Genomic DNA, 16,232 nt, shown 5'->3' with positions numbered 1-16,232 from the left:
TCTCCACAACAACAAGGCCCGCGCGCAGAGCCATGCAGATCTTCCTCGACAGCACCGACACCAAGGTCATCGCCGACTTCGCCGCGACCGGCCTGATCGACGGCGTCACCACCAACCCGACCCTGATCGCCAAGTCGGGCCGTCCGATGCTCGAAGTGATCGCCGAGATCTGCGACCTGGTCCCCGGCCCGATCAGCGCCGAAGTCGCCGCCACCACCGCCGACGCCATGATCGCCGAAGGCGCCAAGCTGGCCCAGATCGCCCCCAACGTCGTGATCAAGCTGCCGCTGACCCGCGATGGCCTGATCGCCTGCGGCCACTTCGCCAACGAAGGCGTCAAGACCAACGTCACCCTGTGCTTCTCGCCGGCCCAGGCCCTGCTGGCCGGCAAGGCCGGCGCGACCTACGTCTCGCCGTTCATCGGCCGCCTCGACGACTACGGCTTCGACGGCATGGACCTGATCCGCGACATCCGCGCCATCTACGACAACTACGGTTACGAGACCGAGATCCTGGCCGCCTCGGTGCGCAACACCAACCACGTCAAGGAAGCCGCCATCGCCGGCGCCGACGTCGTCACCATCCCGCCGGCGGTGTTCGGCGACATGTTCAAGCACCCGCTAACCGACAAGGGCCTCGAGCAGTTCCTGAAGGACTGGGCCAGCACCGGCCAGTCGATCCTCTAGGTCGACAATTTTCTGATCGCCGCAATCCCTTGCGGCTCAAGGCGCGGCCCCGGATTCGTCCGGGGCCGTTTCTTTTTGCGACTGCGAAGGTGGTTCGCAAACGCGAACTGGCGCGTTAGGGTCGGGAAACCTCGAGTTCTGAGGAGCGCGCCCATGAAAGCCGCCGACATCGCCGTCGACATCTGCCTGGCCTCGGCCGAGGAAGCCCTGCGCTTCTCGCGCTTCGTGCAGAGCTTCCTGGCCAGCAACGGCTTTCCGTTCGTGATGATCCACAACACCCCCGAACTGGGCGCCGAGCGCCGCAAGGTGGTGTTCGAGGACGTCGGCGTCGGCAAGAAATTCGCCCGCGAATGGCGGATGGACCGGCTGGCCGCCGCCGGGGCCTGACGGCCAGGCTTTCAGAACGGCGTTTCCTGTTTCCGGTTTTGGGCGTTACACAGGGTGATCGTTTCGCCCTGCCCCAGAGTCGCGCCATGAACGACCCCAAATCCGCCCTTCCTCCGGTCGCCGGTTCCGCGCTCGACCTGATCGGCCGCACGCCGATGCTGGAGGTGCGCAACCTCGACACCGGCCCCTGCCGGCTGTTCCTGAAGCTGGAAAGCCAGAACCCCGGCGGCTCGATCAAGGATCGCGTGGCCCGCTCGATGATCGAGGCGGCCGAGGCCGACGGCAGCCTCAAGCCGGGCGGGACGATCATCGAGGCCACCGCCGGCAACACCGGCCTTGGCCTGGCGCAGGTGGCGACGCTGAAGGGCTACAAGCTGATCCTGATCGTTCCCGACAAGATGGCGCGCGAGAAGATCCTGCACCTGCGGGCCATGGGCGTGGACGTGCGCCTGACCCGCAGCGACGTCGGCAAGGGCCACCCCGAATACTACCAGGACATGGCCCAGGCCCTGGCCCAGTCGATCCCCGGCGCGATCTACGTCAACCAGTTCTCCAACCCGGCCAATCCGCTGGCCCACGAAACCGGCACCGGCCCTGAGATCCTCGCGCAGATGGACGGCGACGTCGACGCGGTGGTGGTCGGCGTCGGCTCGGGCGGCACCCTGACGGGCGTCGGCCGCTACATGGCCGCCCACTCTCCCAAGACGAAGATGGTGCTGGCCGACCCGGTCGGCTCGATCCTCTGCGACTACGTGGCCACCGGGACCTATGGCGAGGCCGGCTCGTGGATCGTCGAGGGCATCGGCGAGGACTTCATCCCCGACAACGCCCAGATGGACCTTGTCTCGAAGGCCTATTCGATCAGCGACCGCGAGAGCGTCGACACCGCCCGCGAGCTGCTGCGCAAGGAAGGCGTGCTGGCCGGCTCGTCCTCGGGCTGCCTGCTGGCCGCGGCCCTGAAATACTGCCGCGAGCAGACGCAGGCCCAGCGGGTGGTCACCCTGGTCTGCGACACCGGCGCCAAGTACCTGACCAAGATGTTCAACGACATGTGGCTGGCCGCGCACGGCTTCGACCAGCGCGAGCTGCACGGCGACCTGCGCGACCTGATCGCCAAGCGCTACGCCGACGGCGGGGTGATCGCCATCGGCCCGCAGGACACGCTGCTGACCGCCTACAACCGCATGCGCTCGTCCGACATCAGCCAGCTGCCGGTGGTCGACCACGGCAGGCTGGTGGGCATCCTCGACGAGAGCGACATCCTGGCCGCCGTCGAGGGCGGCGATGAGCACCACGAAGAGCACCGGGGCGCCCGCTTCAAGACCCCCGTCGCCCAGGCCATGACCCGCGAGATCAACACCCTGCAGGCCCACCAGGGCGTCGAGGCCCTGCCCGAGGTGTTCGACCGCGACGAGGTGGCCCTGGTCGTCGACGGCGACGAGTTCGTCGGCGTCATCACTCGCGTCGACCTGCTCAACCACCTGCGGCTGGAGGCGTGATGGTTGCGGTTTTGTTCCCACAGAGTCATGCTGCGATCGAAATCGACAAGAGGGTCGCATGACCATCCAGGTGAAACTGACGCCCGCCTTGGAGAAGTTCGCCGAGGATTGCGTGGCGGACGGGCGTTTCGGCGACGTCAACGAAGTCGTCGAGGCCAGCCTGCGCCTGCTGCAACACCAGGAGCAGAAACGGCAAGCCTTCTTGCAGTCGCTCAAGGACGCCGAGGACGAGGCCGACCGGGGAGAGGTGTTCACGCTCGAGGAGGTCATGGCGGATCTGGACGCCATCATCGAGGCCGCCGAAGCCCACGCCGCCGAATAGATGCCTCCCGCCACGCTTTCAGCCACGGCTCGCCGCGACATGATGGCTGCGGCCAGCTGGATCGCCGGAGACAGCCCGAAGGCTTCACGCCGGTTCCAGATAGGCGCTGGCCCTGCTGGGAAGCTTCCCCATGACCGGCGCGAGCCGCCCAGAGCATGCGCCCGAGCCCTATCGGTTCTCGCTCCTGCCCGACTTTCCCTATGTCCTTGTCTACAACTGCCAGCGCCGACCACCCGTGATCATGCGCATCCTGCATGGATCCCAGGACTTACCGGAAATTCTGAGCACGCTGCCGTCCGCCGACGACAGCGCCCCATGAAAGCCCTTCCCGCATGACCGACATCCCCGGCAAGAACCGCCTGGCCTTCGCCACCCGCGCCATCCACGGCGGCCAGTTCCCCGATCCCACGACCGGCGCGGTGATGGTGCCGATCTACGCCACCTCGACCTACGTCCAGTCGAGCCCGGGCGAGCACAAGGGCTTCGAGTACAGCCGCAGCCAGAACCCGACCCGCTTCGCCTTCGAGCGCGCCATCGCCGACCTGGAGAGCGGGACGGCCGGCTTCGCCTTCGCCTCGGGCCTGGCGGCGGCTTCGACGATCCTGGAGATCCTCGACAGCGGCGCCCACGTGATCGCCAGCGACGACCTCTACGGCGGCTCGTTCCGGCTGTTCGACAAGGTGCGCAAGCGCTCGGCGGGCCTGTCGTTCAGCTTCGTCGACATGGGCGACGTCTCGGCCATCGAGGCGGCGATCCGGCCCGAGACCAAGATGATTTGGGTCGAGACCCCGACCAACCCGATGCTGCGCCTGGCCGACCTGGAGGCCATCGCGGCCCTGGCCAAGCAGCGCGGCCTGATCACCGTGGCCGACAACACCTTCGCCAGCCCCTACGTCCAGCGACCGCTGGAGCTGGGCTTCGACATCGTCATGCACTCGGCCACCAAATACCTGAACGGCCATTCCGACGTGGTCGCGGGCGTGGCCGTGGTCGGCGACAATCCCGAGCTGATCGACAAGCTGAAGTTCCTGCAGAACGCCGTCGGCGCGGTGCTGGGACCGTTCGACAGCTTCCTGGCCCTGCGCGGGGTCAAGACCCTGGCGCTGCGCATGCAGCGGGCCTGCGACAGCGCGCTCGAGATCGCCCAGTGGCTGGCCACCCGCAAGGACGTCGAGCGGGTCATCTATCCGGGCCTGGAAACCCACCCGCAGCACGACCTGGCCCGCCGCCAGATGCACGGCGGCTTCGGCGGCGTCATCTCGGTGGAGCTGAAGGGCGACGAGGCGACGGCCCGGCGCGTGCTGGAGCGCACGCGCCTGTTCACGTTGGCGGAGAGCCTGGGCGGGGTCGAGAGCCTGATCGAGCATCCGGCGATCATGACCCACGCCTCGATCCCCGCCGATCAGCGCAAGGCGCTGGGCATCAGCGACACCCTCATTCGGCTTTCGGTGGGGATTGAGGACTGCTCGGACCTGATTTCCGACCTCTCCTCGGCGCTCGCAACTTGAACAGGTGATGGTCCTTGTCGCCGGGCATGGCCGGCGACGGGTCCGGAGCCTTGGAGGCCCGGGGCGGCGGCAGTTCCCGCGTCGGGTCCTCGGCCCACAGGTGGGCGGCCAGCATGAGGTCGGTCTTGACCGGGCCGAAGTCCTCCTTGGCCGTCCAGACGCGGATGGCGGCCTGGGCGAACACCTCCGACAGGTCGGTGACCTCGATCATCGGCGCGGGATCCTTGCGCACCCGGGGATCGTGCTCGGCCCGCTCGCGCATCTTCTGCAGCACCACGACGAGATCGGTCTTCAGCGGCACCTTGAACAGGATGTCGGCCCGGCGCGTGCGGTGGGTCGAGTAGTTGAGGATGACGTCGCCGAACACCTTGCTGTTGGGGATCATCACCTTGACGTTGTCGGGCGTAGCGATCTCGGTGAACAGCAGGTCGAGCGACTTGACCGTGCCCTGGCGTGTGGCGGTCTCGATGACGTCGCCGACGCGATAGGGGCGGAACAGCAGGATCATCACCCCGGCCGCCACGTTCGACAGCGCGCCCTGCAACGCCAGGCCGATGGCCAGCGAGGCCGCGCCCAGCACGGCGATGATCGAGGTCGCCTGCACGCCCAGCTGCTGCAGCACCGCCACCAGGCCGACGGCGACGATGGCGTAGCGCACCAGCGACGAGACGAAGCTCTCCAGGGTCGGGTCGGGATTGGTCCGATGCACCCGGCCCAGCGCCCGCCTGGCCACCCCGGCCAGCCAGCCGGCGGCCCAGAAGGTGACCACCACGATGATCGCGGCCACCACCAGGTTGACGGCGATCTTGCCCAGCCAGTCGAGGAAATGCCCGAACATGGTCTCGTCGGCCTTGATGTTGGCGATGGACGGCAGGGAAAGGTCTTGCGGTACGATGGTCGGCTTGCTCATGAAACTCTCGATGGCGCCCCCGCGCCGGCCGGTCAACGACACGCGGCCAAGGTTCGTTCCCGCGTCAGGATCCTCCCCCTGAAGGGGGAGGTGGCCCGGAGAGCCGGAGGGGGAAGTTCCTGATGAGGTCGAGGCGGCTGCCAGACGAGCAACGCCTTCCCCCTCAGTCGCTCCGCGACAGCTCCCCCTTCAGGGGGGAGCATTTGGCGAAACAGTCGGTTACATCAATTGGCTCGAAACCGCCGCCTTTGAACTCTAAGAGCCGCGCCCATGAGCATGCCCTTCATCGACCTCGCCGCGCAGCAGCGCCGGATCCGCGACAAGATCGACGCCGCCGTGGCGGCCGTGCTGGACAGCGGCGCCTATGTCTTGGGCCCGCAGGTCCGCGAGTTCGAGGCCCAGCTGGCCGCCTTCGGCCAGGCCGGCAAGGCGCTGTCCTGCGCCAACGGCACCGACGCCATCGCCCTGCCGCTGATGGCCTGGGGCGTGGGCCCCGGCGACGCGGTGTTCTGCCCGTCCTTCACCTTCGCCGCGACGCCGGAAGTCGTGCCGTGGGTCAACGCCACGCCGGTGTTCGTCGACGTGCTCCCGGACACCTACAATCTCGACCCCGCCAAGCTGGAAGCCGCCATCGCCGAGGTGAAGGCACAGGGCAAACTGACCCCGAAGGTGGTCATCGCCGTCGACCTGTTCGGCCAGCCCGCCGACTATCCGGCCATCAAGGCCATCTGCGAGCGCGAAGGCCTGAAACTGATCGCCGACAGCGCCCAGGGCTTTGGCTGCACCCTGCACGGCAAGCATCCGCTGCACTGGGCGGACGTGGCCACCACCAGCTTCTTCCCGGCCAAGCCGCTGGGCTGCTACGGCGACGGCGGCGCGGTGCTGACCAACGATCCGGTGCTGTGGGACCTGATGGACAGCTACCGTGTCCACGGCAAGGCGGTCGGTCCCGACCTCGAAGGCAAGACCTTCGACCACGACCCCAAGTACCTCAACACCCGCATCGGCATGAACTCGCGGCTGGACACCATCCAGGCGGCGATCCTGATCGAGAAGCTGGCGATCTTCGCCGAGGAAATCGAGCTGCGCCAGGCGGTGGCCGATCGCTACGCCGAGGGCCTGGCCGGCGCGGTGCTGTCGACGCCCCAGGTCATCGACGGCGGCGTCTCAGTCTGGGCCCAGTACGTCATCGAGCACGAGAACCGCGACGGCCTGGCCGCCCACCTGAAGACCAAGGGCGTGCCGACCGCCGTCTACTATCCGGTCCCGATGCACGTGCAGGCGCCGTACGCGGCCTTCCCGCGCGGCGCCGGCGGCCTGCCGGTCACCGAGGCCAAGGCCGAAACGGTGCTGGCCCTGCCGATGCACCCCTATCTGCCGGAAGCCGACCAGGCGGTGATCATCGACGCGATCCGGGGGTTCAACGGCTAAGCTAGGCCTCATTGAGGCCTCAACTTCTGGCATTGTGCACTGCGCAAAACCCAGGCAGAAGGCCCGCATGCACGATCCCGTCACCAGCTTCGTCGTAGCCGTCTTCAGCGCCCCCAGCGCCGCCCTGATCATGGCCGGGGCGATCCTGGCCCTGGCGGTCGGCCTGATCTTCCAATCGGGCCATTTCGAATATGCGCCGCTGCGGGACGACCTGAGCCGCCGCAGCGACCTGCTGGCGGAACTGGGCGGACCAGACCGGCAGAAGGCCTTCGCCGAAGCCTTCCCGCAGATCGACAAGCGACTGGGCGGGGCGGCTCACCCTGCCCTCGAACTGGGCTGGGCCAATTATCGCGGCCAACTGGCGGAAACCGGCGATGGGCGCCTGGCTTCCTCGATCCATGCCTCAGACGCCTTCGAACATGCGGATTCGCCGGCCCGCAGCCTGGAATGGTGGGCCAACCTGATGGTCGCCATCGGCCTGGTCATCACCTTCATGGGCATCGTGGCCGCGCTGACCGAGGCCGTCGACGCCATGCAGCGCCAAGGCGGCGCGGGCATGCAGACCGCTCTGATGGGCCTGCTGGCCGTGGCGGCGACCAAGTTCTGGACCTCGATCGCCGGCGTGCTGGGCTCCATCATCCTTCGCCTGGTCGCGCGACGTCGCCGGCAGGCCATCGAGGCGCTGGAAGCCCACTTCTTCGCCCAACTCGACGGCTGCGTGCGCTTCGCCCCGCCCGAGAAGGTCATGCTCGAGCAACTGGCCGTGCTGTCGCGCATCGAGACCGCCCTGGCCGACGCTCGCGCGTCCCAGGCCCTTCCGGCGCAGAGCCTCGCCTGATGGCGGCCCTCGGTCGCGCCCGTCGGCGCCGCACGCCCGACCTCGAGGAGGGTGAAAGCTACTACGTCTCGATGACCGACATGATGGTGGGGGTGATCTTCATCTTCATCATCATGCTGAGCTATTTCGCGCTGCAATTCCGGCAATCGACCCAGGCCCTGACCGAGGCCAAGCACCCCGAGACGGCCGCCCTGCTGCAAACGGCGACGGCCCTCACCCCGCGCGACGTCACCGTCGAGATCGACGAGAAGGCCCGGGTGCTGTGCGTGCCGGAAACCGTCATCGGCGGCGCGGGCCAGGACCGCCGCTGCTTCTCGTTCGGTCCGCCCACCAAGACCACCCGCAAGAGCGCGGCGGCTGGCGAGGCGCAGAGCACGCTGATGCACTTCCTCGACGCCGATCTGCGCGACGCTGGCGCTCCACTGGCCGGCGATACGGCCGGCGGCACGCTGTACTTCCGGGCCGACCAACTGTTCGAGCCGAACTCCGCGACCCTGTCGGCCGGCGGCCGCAAGATCGCCGACGATGTCGCCGCCTCGCTGGCCAAGCGCCTGCCCTGCCTGTCCTACGGCGGCCCGACAACGAGCACCTGCCCCGAGGGCGAAGCCAAGCTGGCGCTGGTCAACGTGGTCAGCCAGACCAGCATCGACGCCTTCACCCCGGAAGGCCAGAACGCCGCCGCCCTCGCTCTCAAGCGTTCGGCCGCCTTCCACCAGGCCCTGACGGGCGCCCAGCCGGTTCTGGGCGTGCTGCGCAGCACGCCGGCCGACCAGCCCGGCTCGCAGCCGCTGCTGCGCGTCGCCAGCCTGGGCCAGTCTCAGGAGGGCGCATCGCGGGGCGGCGACGACCAGACGGTCAGCATTCAGTTCCAGATGGCGCAATAGCCGACCCGCGGCGGTTGGCGCGCAACGCCCGGCGGCCTATATGCCGGTCATTGCGTTCCGCGCCGGCCGGCGCCTCGCGCGTCCCGGCCCAAGAAAGCGCGTCATGCCCCGCGACACGACCCCAACCTCGATCTCGCCCCACCAGGGCATGGGCTTCGCCCAGTTCGTCGCCCTGATCGCGGCGATGATGGCCACCAACGCCCTGGCCATCGACTCGATGCTGCCCGCCCTGCCGCAGATCAGCCAGAGCCTGGGTCTGACCGCCGACAACCAGCGCCAATGGGTGATCACCGCCTATCTGCTGGGCTTCGGCGCGGCCCAGATCGCCTACGGCTCGCTGGCCGACCGCTACGGCCGCAAGCCCGTGCTGCTGGCGGGCCTTGGCCTCTACGTCCTCTTCAGCCTGGCCTGCGCCCTGACCACCTCGTTCGAGATGCTGCTGGTCGCCCGGGCCCTGACCGGGGTCGGCGCCGCGGCGACGCGGGTGCTGTCGGTGTCGATCGTCCGCGACTGCTATTCGGGCCGACGCATGGCCGAGGTGATGTCGCTGTCGTTCATCGTCTTCCTGGCCGTGCCGATCGTCGCCCCGTCGATCGGCCAGGCCATCGTGCTGGTCGCGCCCTGGCGCTGGATCTTCGGCGTCATGGCCGTGTTCGGCGCCGCCGTGATCGCCTGGACCGCCCTGAAGCTGCCCGAGACCCTGCATCCGGAAGACCGCACCCCGATCTCGCCCGGCGCGATCCTGGGCGCCTTCCGCACGGCCCTGACCGACCGCGTGGCCATGGGCTACACCATCGCCGCCACTCTGGTGCTGGCCGGTCTGTTCGGCTTCATCAACTCGGCCCAGCAGGTGTTCGTCGACGCCCTGGGCGCGGGCGAATGGTTCACCCTCATCTTCGCCGGCATCGCCGGCGGCATCGCCATCGCCTCGCTGGTCAACGCCCGCATCGTCGAGCGCCTGGGCATGCGCAAGGTCTCGCACGCAGCCCTGTTCGGCTTCATCGCCTTCGCCGGCGTGCACGCCGTCGTCGCCCACACCCAGCACGAGACGGTGTGGACCTTCGCCCTGCTGCAGGGCGGGATGATGTTCTGCTTCGGCCTCGTCATGTCGAACTTCGGGGCCATCGCCATGGAGCCGCTGGGCCACATCGCCGGCGCGGCCGCCTCGCTGCAGGGCTTCATCACCACCATCGGCGGGGCCTTGGGCGGCTTCCTGATCGGCCAGTTGTTCGACGGCACCGTCGGTCCGCTGACCCTGGGCTTCTTCGGCTTCGGCCTGGCCGGGCTGATCGCCGTGCTGGTCACCGAAAGGGGCCGCCTGTTCCAGAACGGCTCGGGTTCACCCGCCTAGGAGCCGGGCGAACCGCCGCCGGCGGCCCGTCGCTTCAGTGTTCGCGTCCAGCCCGCCAGAAGGTCTGCCCCATCGGTTCGACCAGGTAGTCGAGGGCGGTGCGACGGCGGAGCGGCACGATCACCTCGACCGGCAGGCCGGGCTGGATTCCGGCCTGGGCGCCGCGAATAGCCGTGATCTTGGCCATCTCGCTGGGCAGCACCTTAACCTCGGCCCGGAAATAGCGCGTCTCGGACTTCTCGTCGGCGAAGCTGTCGGCTGAAAGCTTGGTCAGCACGCCGCTGAGGATCGGCAGGTTCCGCTCATGCAGCGAGCTGAAGCGCACCTGGGTCTGCTGGCCCGGGCGCAGATCATCGGCGTCGGCGGTCGACACCCGCGCCTCGACCACCAGGTCGCGGTCCTGGGGCACGATCTCCATCAAGGTCTGGCCGGGCGAGATCACCCCGCCGACGGTGAAGACCGACAGGCCCACGATCTTGCCGCTCGCCGGGGCGCGGATCACCGCGCGGGCCAGTTGCTCGCGGACGGCGACCCACTTGGGCTGGAGATCGTCGAGCCGCACCTGGATGTCTCGCAGTTGCCCGGCCACCTCTTCGGCGCGCTCGCGATTTAGCGACATGATCTGCAAGCGCGTTTCGCCCACCGCTTCGCTGGAGCGGGCGATCTGGGCGCGATGAGCGCCGTTCTCGCCTTCCAGCGAAGCCTCTGCGCGCTTGAGCGCCAGCAGGCGCGTCTTGGGCGCATAGCCCTTGTCGGCCAGCTCCTTGACGCCCTGATACTCCTCGCGGATCAGCTGCTGCTGGTCGACATTGGCCTTGAGCTGGCGCTCAGCGCCGCCGGCCTGCTCGTTGAGCTGGAGCACGCGCTGACCCAGCACGCCCCGCTGGGTTTCGAGCGCCTGCCGGCGAGCGCGGAACTGCAGCTGCTGCAATGTCATCGCTTCGTTGGCCAGCGATCTGTCCTGCGGCGGCAACGACGCGAACTCAGGCGGCGCAACAAAGGCGCTCCGCCCATCGCGCTCCGCGACAAGGCGTGCACGCTGGGCCAGCAGGGTCAGGACCTCGCCGGCCAGGCCCCGCTCGGAAGCCTTGATGTCGGTGTCGGAGACCTCGACCAGGGCCTGGCCGCGCGTCACCAGCTGGCCCTCCTGCACCTTCAGCGCGGTGACGACGCCGCCCTCACGATGCTGTACGGCCTGACGGTTGCCGGCGACGACGATCGTTCCCGGCGCATAGGCTCCGGCGTCCAGCGGCGTGAGCGCCGCCCACCCCAGGAAGCCGACGAAGAACAGGCCCGCGATCGCCGAACCGGCCAAGACCATGCGGCGAGGATCGTCGGAGATCGTCCGCGAACTGTCGCGGGGACCGGTAAGGGAACGGGTCATGGCTTGACCGCCTTGGGCTTGGGACCGCCGGCCATGGCGTTCAGTTCGGCAATCACCTTGTCACGCGGCCCGACCTTCTCGATCTGGCCCTCGCGAAGCACGGCCAGCCTGTCGGCGATGCCGAGAATGCCGCTGCGATGGGCGACGATCATGATGGCGCAGCCGCGCTTTCGGGCGTCGATCAGCGCATTGGCCAGCGCCGCCTCGCCCTCGCCGTCCAGGGCAGAGTTGGGCTCGTCCAGGATCAGCACGGACGGCGCGCCGTACAGCGCCCGCGCCAGGGCGATGCGCTGGGCCTGCCCTGCCGACAGCCCTCGCCCGCTTAGTCCCAGTTCGGTGTCGTAGCCGTGCGGCAACCGCAGGATCAGTTCATGCACCCCGGCGGATTTGGCGGCGTTGACCGTTTCGGTGTCGATCAGGCCCTGGTCATCCCCGACGGCACCCGCGAACCGCGAGATGTTGTCACGCACGGACCCGGCCATCAGGGACGGCTCCTGCGGCAGATAGCCGATCAGGCGACCCAGCCGGTCGGGCTCCCAGTCCGCGTAGCTGGCCTGATCGATGCGGACCGTGCCAGCGTCCGGTGTCAGCGCGCCGGCCGCGATCTTGGCCAGGGTGGTCTTGCCAGCGCCGCTGGGGCCGAGGACACCCAGAATCTCTCCGGGAACCAGGTTCAGCGACACGCCGCGCAACAGGAACTGTCCCTCGCGGCTGCGGACCATCACCTGCTCCAGCCGGACGTCGCCGTTGGGGATCGGCAGGGTGGTGCCCGTCGGGCGGTCGCCCGAGGTGTCCAGCAGAGCCAGGATGTTCGACAGGGCGTTACGGGCCTGGTTGACCACGCCCCAGGCGCCGACGATCTGCTCCACCGGCTGCAGCGCGCGGCTGATCAGAACTGAAGACGCGATGATCGCGCCCGACGAAATCTGGCGCTCGATCGCGAGCCAGGCCCCCAGGGCCAACGCCAGCGATTGCAACGCCAGGCGCACGAACTTGGTGACCGCGACATAGCCGCCGCCCGCCATCTGGGCGCGTGCAGCCAGGTCCAGGCCCAGCGATCTCTGGTCAAGCTGGCGAGCCTCCATCGCCCTCTGCATGCCCAGCGCCCTGACCACTTCGGCGTTGCGCGCCGCGGCGTCCTGGGCGGCATAGGCGGCGGCCTGGGACTCCATGGCCCCCTTGGCCGAGGCCTTGGTGGCCCTCTCGTTGAGCAGCGCCAAGCCGAACAGGAGGATCGAGCCGGCGAGCGCCAAGGCCCCGATCGCCGGATGAACGACGAAGGCGATGATGACGTAGATCGGGGCCCAGGGCGCATCCAGGATCGCCAGGGCGGTGGGTCCAGACAGGGCCTGGCGAAGAACGTCGAAGTCACGCATTCCCTGGGCGGACCCCGCACGGCTGGCGATCAGGCGCCGCAGGATCACCGGCGCCAGCAACCGGTCGAGGCGCAAGCCCGCCAGGGTCATGAGCCTGGCGCGCACCAGGTCGAGCGCCGCCAGGGTGCCCAGGGCGAACGCCATCACCACCGTCAAGTACAGCAGCGTCAGGTGGCCGCTGGTCGGCACCACGCGGTCGTAGACCTGCAGCATGAACAACGTCGGTGCGAGATAGAGGAGGTTGAGCAGTGCGCTGAATATGGCCGTCGCCACGAAGTGCGTGCGGCAGGCCCGCAGGACGTCGGCGAGCGGAAAGGAAAACGACTTCACAAACCTGCTCCATACTTGCCCCGAAGCGAAGTTCTCAGCCCCGACGCAAGACAAGTGCCTTAGCTGAGTTTGCGTCACGCGCAAGGGACTAGTGCGCGGGGCGGCGAGCCTCGGAAGTTGAACCTCCCCCCAAGTAACGCTGGCGACGCGCGTCTGGGCGAAGTCACCCCTCCAGCATCCGCTCCAGGGTCGAAAGCTCGTCGGCCTCGCGCGACGGCTTGTCCCAGCGGATGCGGTTGATCCGTGGAAAGCGCATGGCCACGCCCGACTTGTGCCGAGTCGAGCGTTGCAGCCCCTCGAACGCCACCTCGAAGACGAGACCGAACTCCAGGTCGGCGCGCACCGACCGCACCGGCCCGAAGCGCTCGATGGTGTTGTCGCGAACGAACTTGTCGATCTGCTTGAGCTCCTCGTCGGTGAAGCCGAAATAGGCCTTGCCCACAGGGGTCAGCTTGCGCTCACCCGTCTCGTCCTGCCGCCAGACGCCGAAGGTGTAGTCGGAGTAGAAGCTGGAACGCCTGCCGTGGCCGCGCTGGGCGTACATCAGCACCGCGTCGACCAGATGCGGATCGCGCTTCCACTTGAACCACGGCCCCTTGGGACGGCCCGGCTCGTAGACGCTGTCCCAGCGCTTGAGCATCAGGCCCTCGGCGATGGCCGGATCGCCCGGCGGCGGCGCGGCGCGCAGGGCGGCCAGACCCTCCCAGGTCTCGAACGGCTGCATGGGCGACAGGTCGATGCGGGTCGTCGAGAGACGGCTGACGAAGGCCTCCAGCCGCTGGCGGCGCTGGGCGAAGGGCAGGCTCCGCAGATCCTCTTCCCCGTCCAGCAGAAGGTCGTAGGCGCGGATCCCGGCCGGGTGGGCGGCCATCAGCTTGGCGTCCACCGTCTTGCGGTTCAGCCGCTGCTGCAAGTCGCCGAAGCTGGCGATCGCGCCGTCGCGCATGACCAGGAGTTCGCCGTCCAGCGCGCCCTCGAAGTCGAGCGCTTCGAGCACGTCGGGAAAGGTCGCCGAAATGTCGTCGCCGGTGCGGGTGTAGAGCCGCCGCTCGCCGCGCTCGCTGACCGCCTGCACGCGGATGCCGTCCCACTTCCATTCGGCGGCGTAGTCGGCCGGATCGAGCCTTGCGAAATCCACCGCCTCGTCGATGGCCTGGGCCAGCATCACCGGCCGGAAGCGGCCCGGCGCATCCGGCGAGGGCCGCTCGGACCGCCCCTCCAGCCAGGCGAAGAGGTCGCCATAGGGCGGCTCGATCGCGTGCCAGACCTCCTCGATCTCGCCGATCGGCACGCCGCCCAGATTGGCGCAGGCCTGCTTGGCCAGCCGCGACGACACCCCGACCCGCAGGCCGCCGGTCATCAGCTTCAAGAGCGCCCAGCGGCCGTCGGCGTCCAGGGCGTCCAGCCAGCCCTCGATCAGCGCCTGGGCCTGGGCGCGGGAGGTCGCCTTCAGCGCCTCGACCACCTCCGACAGCTCCGGCTCGCGGTTGGCGCCGGGCCGGGCGGGCCAGACCAGGGCCACGGTCTCGGCCAGGTCGCCGACATAGTCGTAGGACCAGGCGAACAGCTGGGCGTCCATCCGCGCCTCGACCGCCTTCCTGATGAAGGCCGGCTTGGCGGCGTCGAACGACAGGGCCCCCGTCAGGGCCGCCAGGGCGTAGCCGCGGTCCGGGTCCGGGGTCACGCACAGAAAGCCCTCGATCAGGGTCAGCTTGGCGTTGCGCGAGGCCGTCAGCGACAGGCGGTCGAGAAGATGGGCGAAGGCGCGCATGGCTAGAGAATGTCGCGCGGGGGCGCAGGTTCAAGCCGCCATGCTTGCGCATAATTCAAACGTTCGTTTAACTTGTGGCGGAGGGAGACGACCGATGACCTTCCAGCCGCCCCAGCCCTTCACGCCCCACACCCGCACCAGCCCGCTGACCGCGCCGTGGGAGCCGATCTACGCCGACGTGCGCGAGGATCGATGGGTGCTGGGGCTGGAGGCCCGCGACGTGCACGCCAATTCGCGCGGCGGACCGCACGGCGGCCTGATCGCCGCCCTGGCCGACAACGCCATGGGCCTGTCGTGCGGGGTGCGGATGCGGCGCGAGGGCCTGGCCTTCAACGGCTTCGTCACCGTCTCGCTGGGCGTCGACTATCTGGCCGCGGCCACCCTTGGCCAATGGCTGGAGTTCGACACCGACTTCATCAAGCCGGGCAAGAGCCTGTGCTACGCCGAGTCCACCGTCCGCGCCGACGGCAAGCCCGTGGCCCGGGCGCGGGAAACCTTCAAGGTCGTCTGAAGCGGCTACTCGCCGTCGTCCTCGTCATAGCCGACCAGGCGCAGAGCGCGGGCGGGGATGCCCTCCAGCTCGCACCACCGCTCAAGGGCCTCCTCGCGACCGTGGGTGATCCACACCTCGCCGGGGCGCAACTCGGCCAGGGTGTCGGTCAGCTCGTCCCAGTCGGCATGGTCGGAGATGATCAGCGGCAGCTCGACGCCCCGCTGGCGAGCCCGCGCCCTCACCCGCATCCAGCCGCTGGCGAAGCAGTCGACCGGATCGGGAAAGCGACGGCTCCAGCGGTCGGCCAGGGCCGAGGGCGGGGCGACGATGATCGAACCGGCGAAGTCGCCCGTCTTGCCGCGCTCGATGGTCGCCGGCTCCAGGGGCCCCAGATCGACGCCGTGCGCCTCGTAGAGGCGGTTCAGCCGCTCCATCGCGCCGTGGACGTGGATCGTCCGGTCCCAGCCGGCCTCGCGCAGCAGCCTGATCACCCGCTGGGCCTTGCCCAGGGCATAGGCGCCGACGATGTGGGCGCGATCGGGAAACTGATCGACCGACTTCAGGAGGGCGGCGATCTCGCCCGCGTCGTCGGGATGGCGAAACACCGGCAGGCCGAAGGTCGCCTCGGTGACGAAGACGTCGCAGGGCGTCGGCTCGAACCGCGCGCAGGTGGGATCGCGACGGCGCTTGTAGTCGCCCGAGACGACGATGGTCAGGCCCTTCCAGCGCACCACCGCCTGGGCCGAGCCCAGCACGTGGCCGGCGGGGACGAGAGAGACCTCGACATCGTTGATCGTGACGCTCTCGCCATAGGCCAGGGGCTGGCGGCCGACGACGGCGAAATCCTCGCCATAGCGCTCGGCCATGATCGCCAGCGTCTGCGGCGTGGCCAGCACGGTGTTGTGGCCGGCGCGGGCATGATCGGAATGGCCGTGGGTGATCACCGCCCGGTCCACCGGGCGGACCGGATCGATGTAGAAGTCGCCGGGCGGGCAGTAGAGCCCTCCGGGCTTCGGACAGAGAAGATCCTGGGGCTTGATCACGGCTGGATAAGACAACGCG

16 protein-coding genes are annotated in these 16,232 nt (G+C 68.8%); 11 read left to right on the top strand and 5 right to left on the bottom strand.

The features are described 5' to 3' along the window. Nucleotides 1-32: 32 nt before the first annotated feature. The 6 genes from fsa (at nt 33) to SGCZBJ_RS24595 (ending at nt 4,402) form a co-directional block, all read left to right on the top strand. Complete coding sequence (gene fsa / locus SGCZBJ_RS24620; protein WP_101720534.1) at nt 33-686, top strand: fructose-6-phosphate aldolase; 654 nt, start codon at nt 33-35, stop codon at nt 684-686. 153 nt (nt 687-839) lie between these two features. Continuing rightward, nucleotides 840-1,073, top strand: coding sequence for a hypothetical protein (locus SGCZBJ_RS24615; protein WP_101720533.1), 234 nt, complete (start codon nt 840-842; stop codon nt 1,071-1,073). Between the two features lie 86 nt (nt 1,074-1,159). After that, on the top strand, nt 1,160-2,572 hold the full coding sequence (locus SGCZBJ_RS24610) for a pyridoxal-phosphate dependent enzyme (RefSeq protein WP_101720532.1): 1,413 nt from the start codon (nt 1,160-1,162) through the stop codon (nt 2,570-2,572). Nucleotides 2,573-2,630: 58 nt separating this feature from the next. Next, nucleotides 2,631-2,894 (top strand): type II toxin-antitoxin system ParD family antitoxin, encoded by a 264-nt coding sequence (locus tag SGCZBJ_RS24605; protein ID WP_101711142.1) that lies wholly within the window; start codon nt 2,631-2,633, stop codon nt 2,892-2,894. A 130-nt stretch (nt 2,895-3,024) separates the two neighbouring features. Next, nucleotides 3,025-3,213, top strand: coding sequence for a hypothetical protein (locus tag SGCZBJ_RS25920; protein ID WP_205685471.1), 189 nt, complete (start codon nt 3,025-3,027; stop codon nt 3,211-3,213). A 13-nt stretch (nt 3,214-3,226) separates the two neighbouring features. Beyond that, the gene (locus tag SGCZBJ_RS24595) at nt 3,227-4,402 is read left to right on the top strand and encodes a trans-sulfuration enzyme family protein (protein ID WP_101720531.1); all 1,176 of its coding nucleotides are present in this window, start codon (nt 3,227-3,229) and stop codon (nt 4,400-4,402) included. On the opposite strand, the gene SGCZBJ_RS24590 is transcribed toward SGCZBJ_RS24595, so the two are convergent. Then, the gene (locus SGCZBJ_RS24590) at nt 4,329-5,312 is read right to left on the bottom strand and encodes a mechanosensitive ion channel family protein (RefSeq protein WP_101720530.1); all 984 of its coding nucleotides are present in this window, start codon (nt 5,310-5,312) and stop codon (nt 4,329-4,331) included. The two genes, SGCZBJ_RS24595 and SGCZBJ_RS24590, sit on opposite strands and share 74 nt — an antisense overlap. 270 nt (nt 5,313-5,582) lie before the next feature. On the opposite strand from SGCZBJ_RS24590, the gene SGCZBJ_RS24585 reads away from it, so the two are divergent. From SGCZBJ_RS24585 to SGCZBJ_RS24570, 4 genes are all read left to right on the top strand, one after another. After that, on the top strand, nt 5,583-6,743 hold the full coding sequence (locus SGCZBJ_RS24585; protein ID WP_101720529.1) for a DegT/DnrJ/EryC1/StrS family aminotransferase: 1,161 nt from the start codon (nt 5,583-5,585) through the stop codon (nt 6,741-6,743). Nucleotides 6,744-6,810: 67 nt separating this feature from the next. Next, entirely contained in the window at nt 6,811-7,581 is a 771-nt protein-coding gene (locus SGCZBJ_RS24580) for a hypothetical protein (protein ID WP_101720528.1), read from the top strand. Next, the gene (locus tag SGCZBJ_RS24575) at nt 7,581-8,465 is read left to right on the top strand and encodes a hypothetical protein (RefSeq protein WP_101720527.1); all 885 of its coding nucleotides are present in this window, start codon (nt 7,581-7,583) and stop codon (nt 8,463-8,465) included. Before SGCZBJ_RS24580 ends, SGCZBJ_RS24575 begins: the two co-directional genes overlap by 1 nt. A 148-nt stretch (nt 8,466-8,613) precedes the next feature. After that, a complete protein-coding gene (locus SGCZBJ_RS24570; RefSeq protein ID WP_101720663.1) occupies nt 8,614-9,816 on the top strand; it encodes a multidrug effflux MFS transporter in 1,203 nt (400 codons plus the stop codon). Nucleotides 9,817-9,850: 34 nt separating this feature from the next. Here the strand turns inward: SGCZBJ_RS24570 and SGCZBJ_RS24565 are convergent, their stop codons facing one another. From SGCZBJ_RS24565 to SGCZBJ_RS24555, 3 genes are all read right to left on the bottom strand, one after another. Further along, nucleotides 9,851-11,200 (bottom strand): HlyD family type I secretion periplasmic adaptor subunit, encoded by a 1,350-nt coding sequence (locus SGCZBJ_RS24565; RefSeq protein ID WP_101720526.1) that lies wholly within the window; start codon nt 11,198-11,200, stop codon nt 9,851-9,853. After that, nucleotides 11,197-12,906 (bottom strand): type I secretion system permease/ATPase, encoded by a 1,710-nt coding sequence (locus SGCZBJ_RS24560; protein ID WP_101720525.1) that lies wholly within the window; start codon nt 12,904-12,906, stop codon nt 11,197-11,199. Before SGCZBJ_RS24560 ends, SGCZBJ_RS24565 begins: the two co-directional genes overlap by 4 nt. A gap of 163 nt (nt 12,907-13,069) precedes the next feature. Further along, on the bottom strand, nt 13,070-14,677 hold the full coding sequence (locus SGCZBJ_RS24555) for a cisplatin damage response ATP-dependent DNA ligase (protein ID WP_101720524.1): 1,608 nt from the start codon (nt 14,675-14,677) through the stop codon (nt 13,070-13,072). Nucleotides 14,678-14,771: 94 nt separating this feature from the next. Between SGCZBJ_RS24555 and SGCZBJ_RS24550 the strand changes: the two genes are divergently transcribed. Next, complete coding sequence (locus tag SGCZBJ_RS24550) at nt 14,772-15,188, top strand: PaaI family thioesterase (RefSeq protein WP_101720523.1); 417 nt, start codon at nt 14,772-14,774, stop codon at nt 15,186-15,188. Nucleotides 15,189-15,193: 5 nt separating this feature from the next. Here the strand turns inward: SGCZBJ_RS24550 and SGCZBJ_RS24545 are convergent, their stop codons facing one another. Beyond that, nucleotides 15,194-16,228, bottom strand: a complete 1,035-nt coding sequence (locus tag SGCZBJ_RS24545; protein WP_101720522.1) for a ligase-associated DNA damage response exonuclease — start codon at nt 16,226-16,228, stop codon at nt 15,194-15,196. Between the last annotated feature and the right edge of the window lie 4 nt (nt 16,229-16,232).

Source organism: Caulobacter zeae, from assembly GCF_002858925.1.
GTDB lineage: Bacteria > Pseudomonadota > Alphaproteobacteria > Caulobacterales > Caulobacteraceae > Caulobacter > Caulobacter zeae.
The sequence above is the reverse complement of the archived record's forward strand: the minus strand, read 5'-3'. Positions and strand labels throughout refer to the sequence as shown.

What these genes read in the sequence shown, in the direction of transcription:
- SGCZBJ_RS24575 (WP_101720527.1), top strand. Translation starts at nt 7,581, where the DNA reads ATGGCGGCCCTCGGTCGCGCCCGTCGGCGCCGCACGCCCGACCTCGAG.
- SGCZBJ_RS24585 (WP_101720529.1), top strand. Translation starts at nt 5,583, where the DNA reads ATGAGCATGCCCTTCATCGACCTCGCCGCGCAGCAGCGCCGGATCCGC.
- SGCZBJ_RS24550 (WP_101720523.1), top strand. Translation starts at nt 14,772, where the DNA reads ATGACCTTCCAGCCGCCCCAGCCCTTCACGCCCCACACCCGCACCAGC.
- SGCZBJ_RS24555 (WP_101720524.1), bottom strand. Translation starts at nt 14,677, where the DNA reads ATGCGCGCCTTCGCCCATCTTCTCGACCGCCTGTCGCTGACGGCCTCG.
- SGCZBJ_RS24580 (WP_101720528.1), top strand. Translation starts at nt 6,811, where the DNA reads ATGCACGATCCCGTCACCAGCTTCGTCGTAGCCGTCTTCAGCGCCCCC.
- SGCZBJ_RS24610 (WP_101720532.1), top strand. Translation starts at nt 1,160, where the DNA reads ATGAACGACCCCAAATCCGCCCTTCCTCCGGTCGCCGGTTCCGCGCTC.
- SGCZBJ_RS24615 (WP_101720533.1), top strand. Translation starts at nt 840, where the DNA reads ATGAAAGCCGCCGACATCGCCGTCGACATCTGCCTGGCCTCGGCCGAG.
- SGCZBJ_RS24605 (WP_101711142.1), top strand. Translation starts at nt 2,631, where the DNA reads ATGACCATCCAGGTGAAACTGACGCCCGCCTTGGAGAAGTTCGCCGAG.
- SGCZBJ_RS24595 (WP_101720531.1), top strand. Translation starts at nt 3,227, where the DNA reads ATGACCGACATCCCCGGCAAGAACCGCCTGGCCTTCGCCACCCGCGCC.
- SGCZBJ_RS24590 (WP_101720530.1), bottom strand. Translation starts at nt 5,312, where the DNA reads ATGAGCAAGCCGACCATCGTACCGCAAGACCTTTCCCTGCCGTCCATC.
- SGCZBJ_RS24570 (WP_101720663.1), top strand. Translation starts at nt 8,614, where the DNA reads ATGGGCTTCGCCCAGTTCGTCGCCCTGATCGCGGCGATGATGGCCACC.
- fsa (WP_101720534.1), top strand. Translation starts at nt 33, where the DNA reads ATGCAGATCTTCCTCGACAGCACCGACACCAAGGTCATCGCCGACTTC.
- SGCZBJ_RS24565 (WP_101720526.1), bottom strand. Translation starts at nt 11,200, where the DNA reads ATGACCCGTTCCCTTACCGGTCCCCGCGACAGTTCGCGGACGATCTCC.
- SGCZBJ_RS25920 (WP_205685471.1), top strand. Translation starts at nt 3,025, where the DNA reads ATGACCGGCGCGAGCCGCCCAGAGCATGCGCCCGAGCCCTATCGGTTC.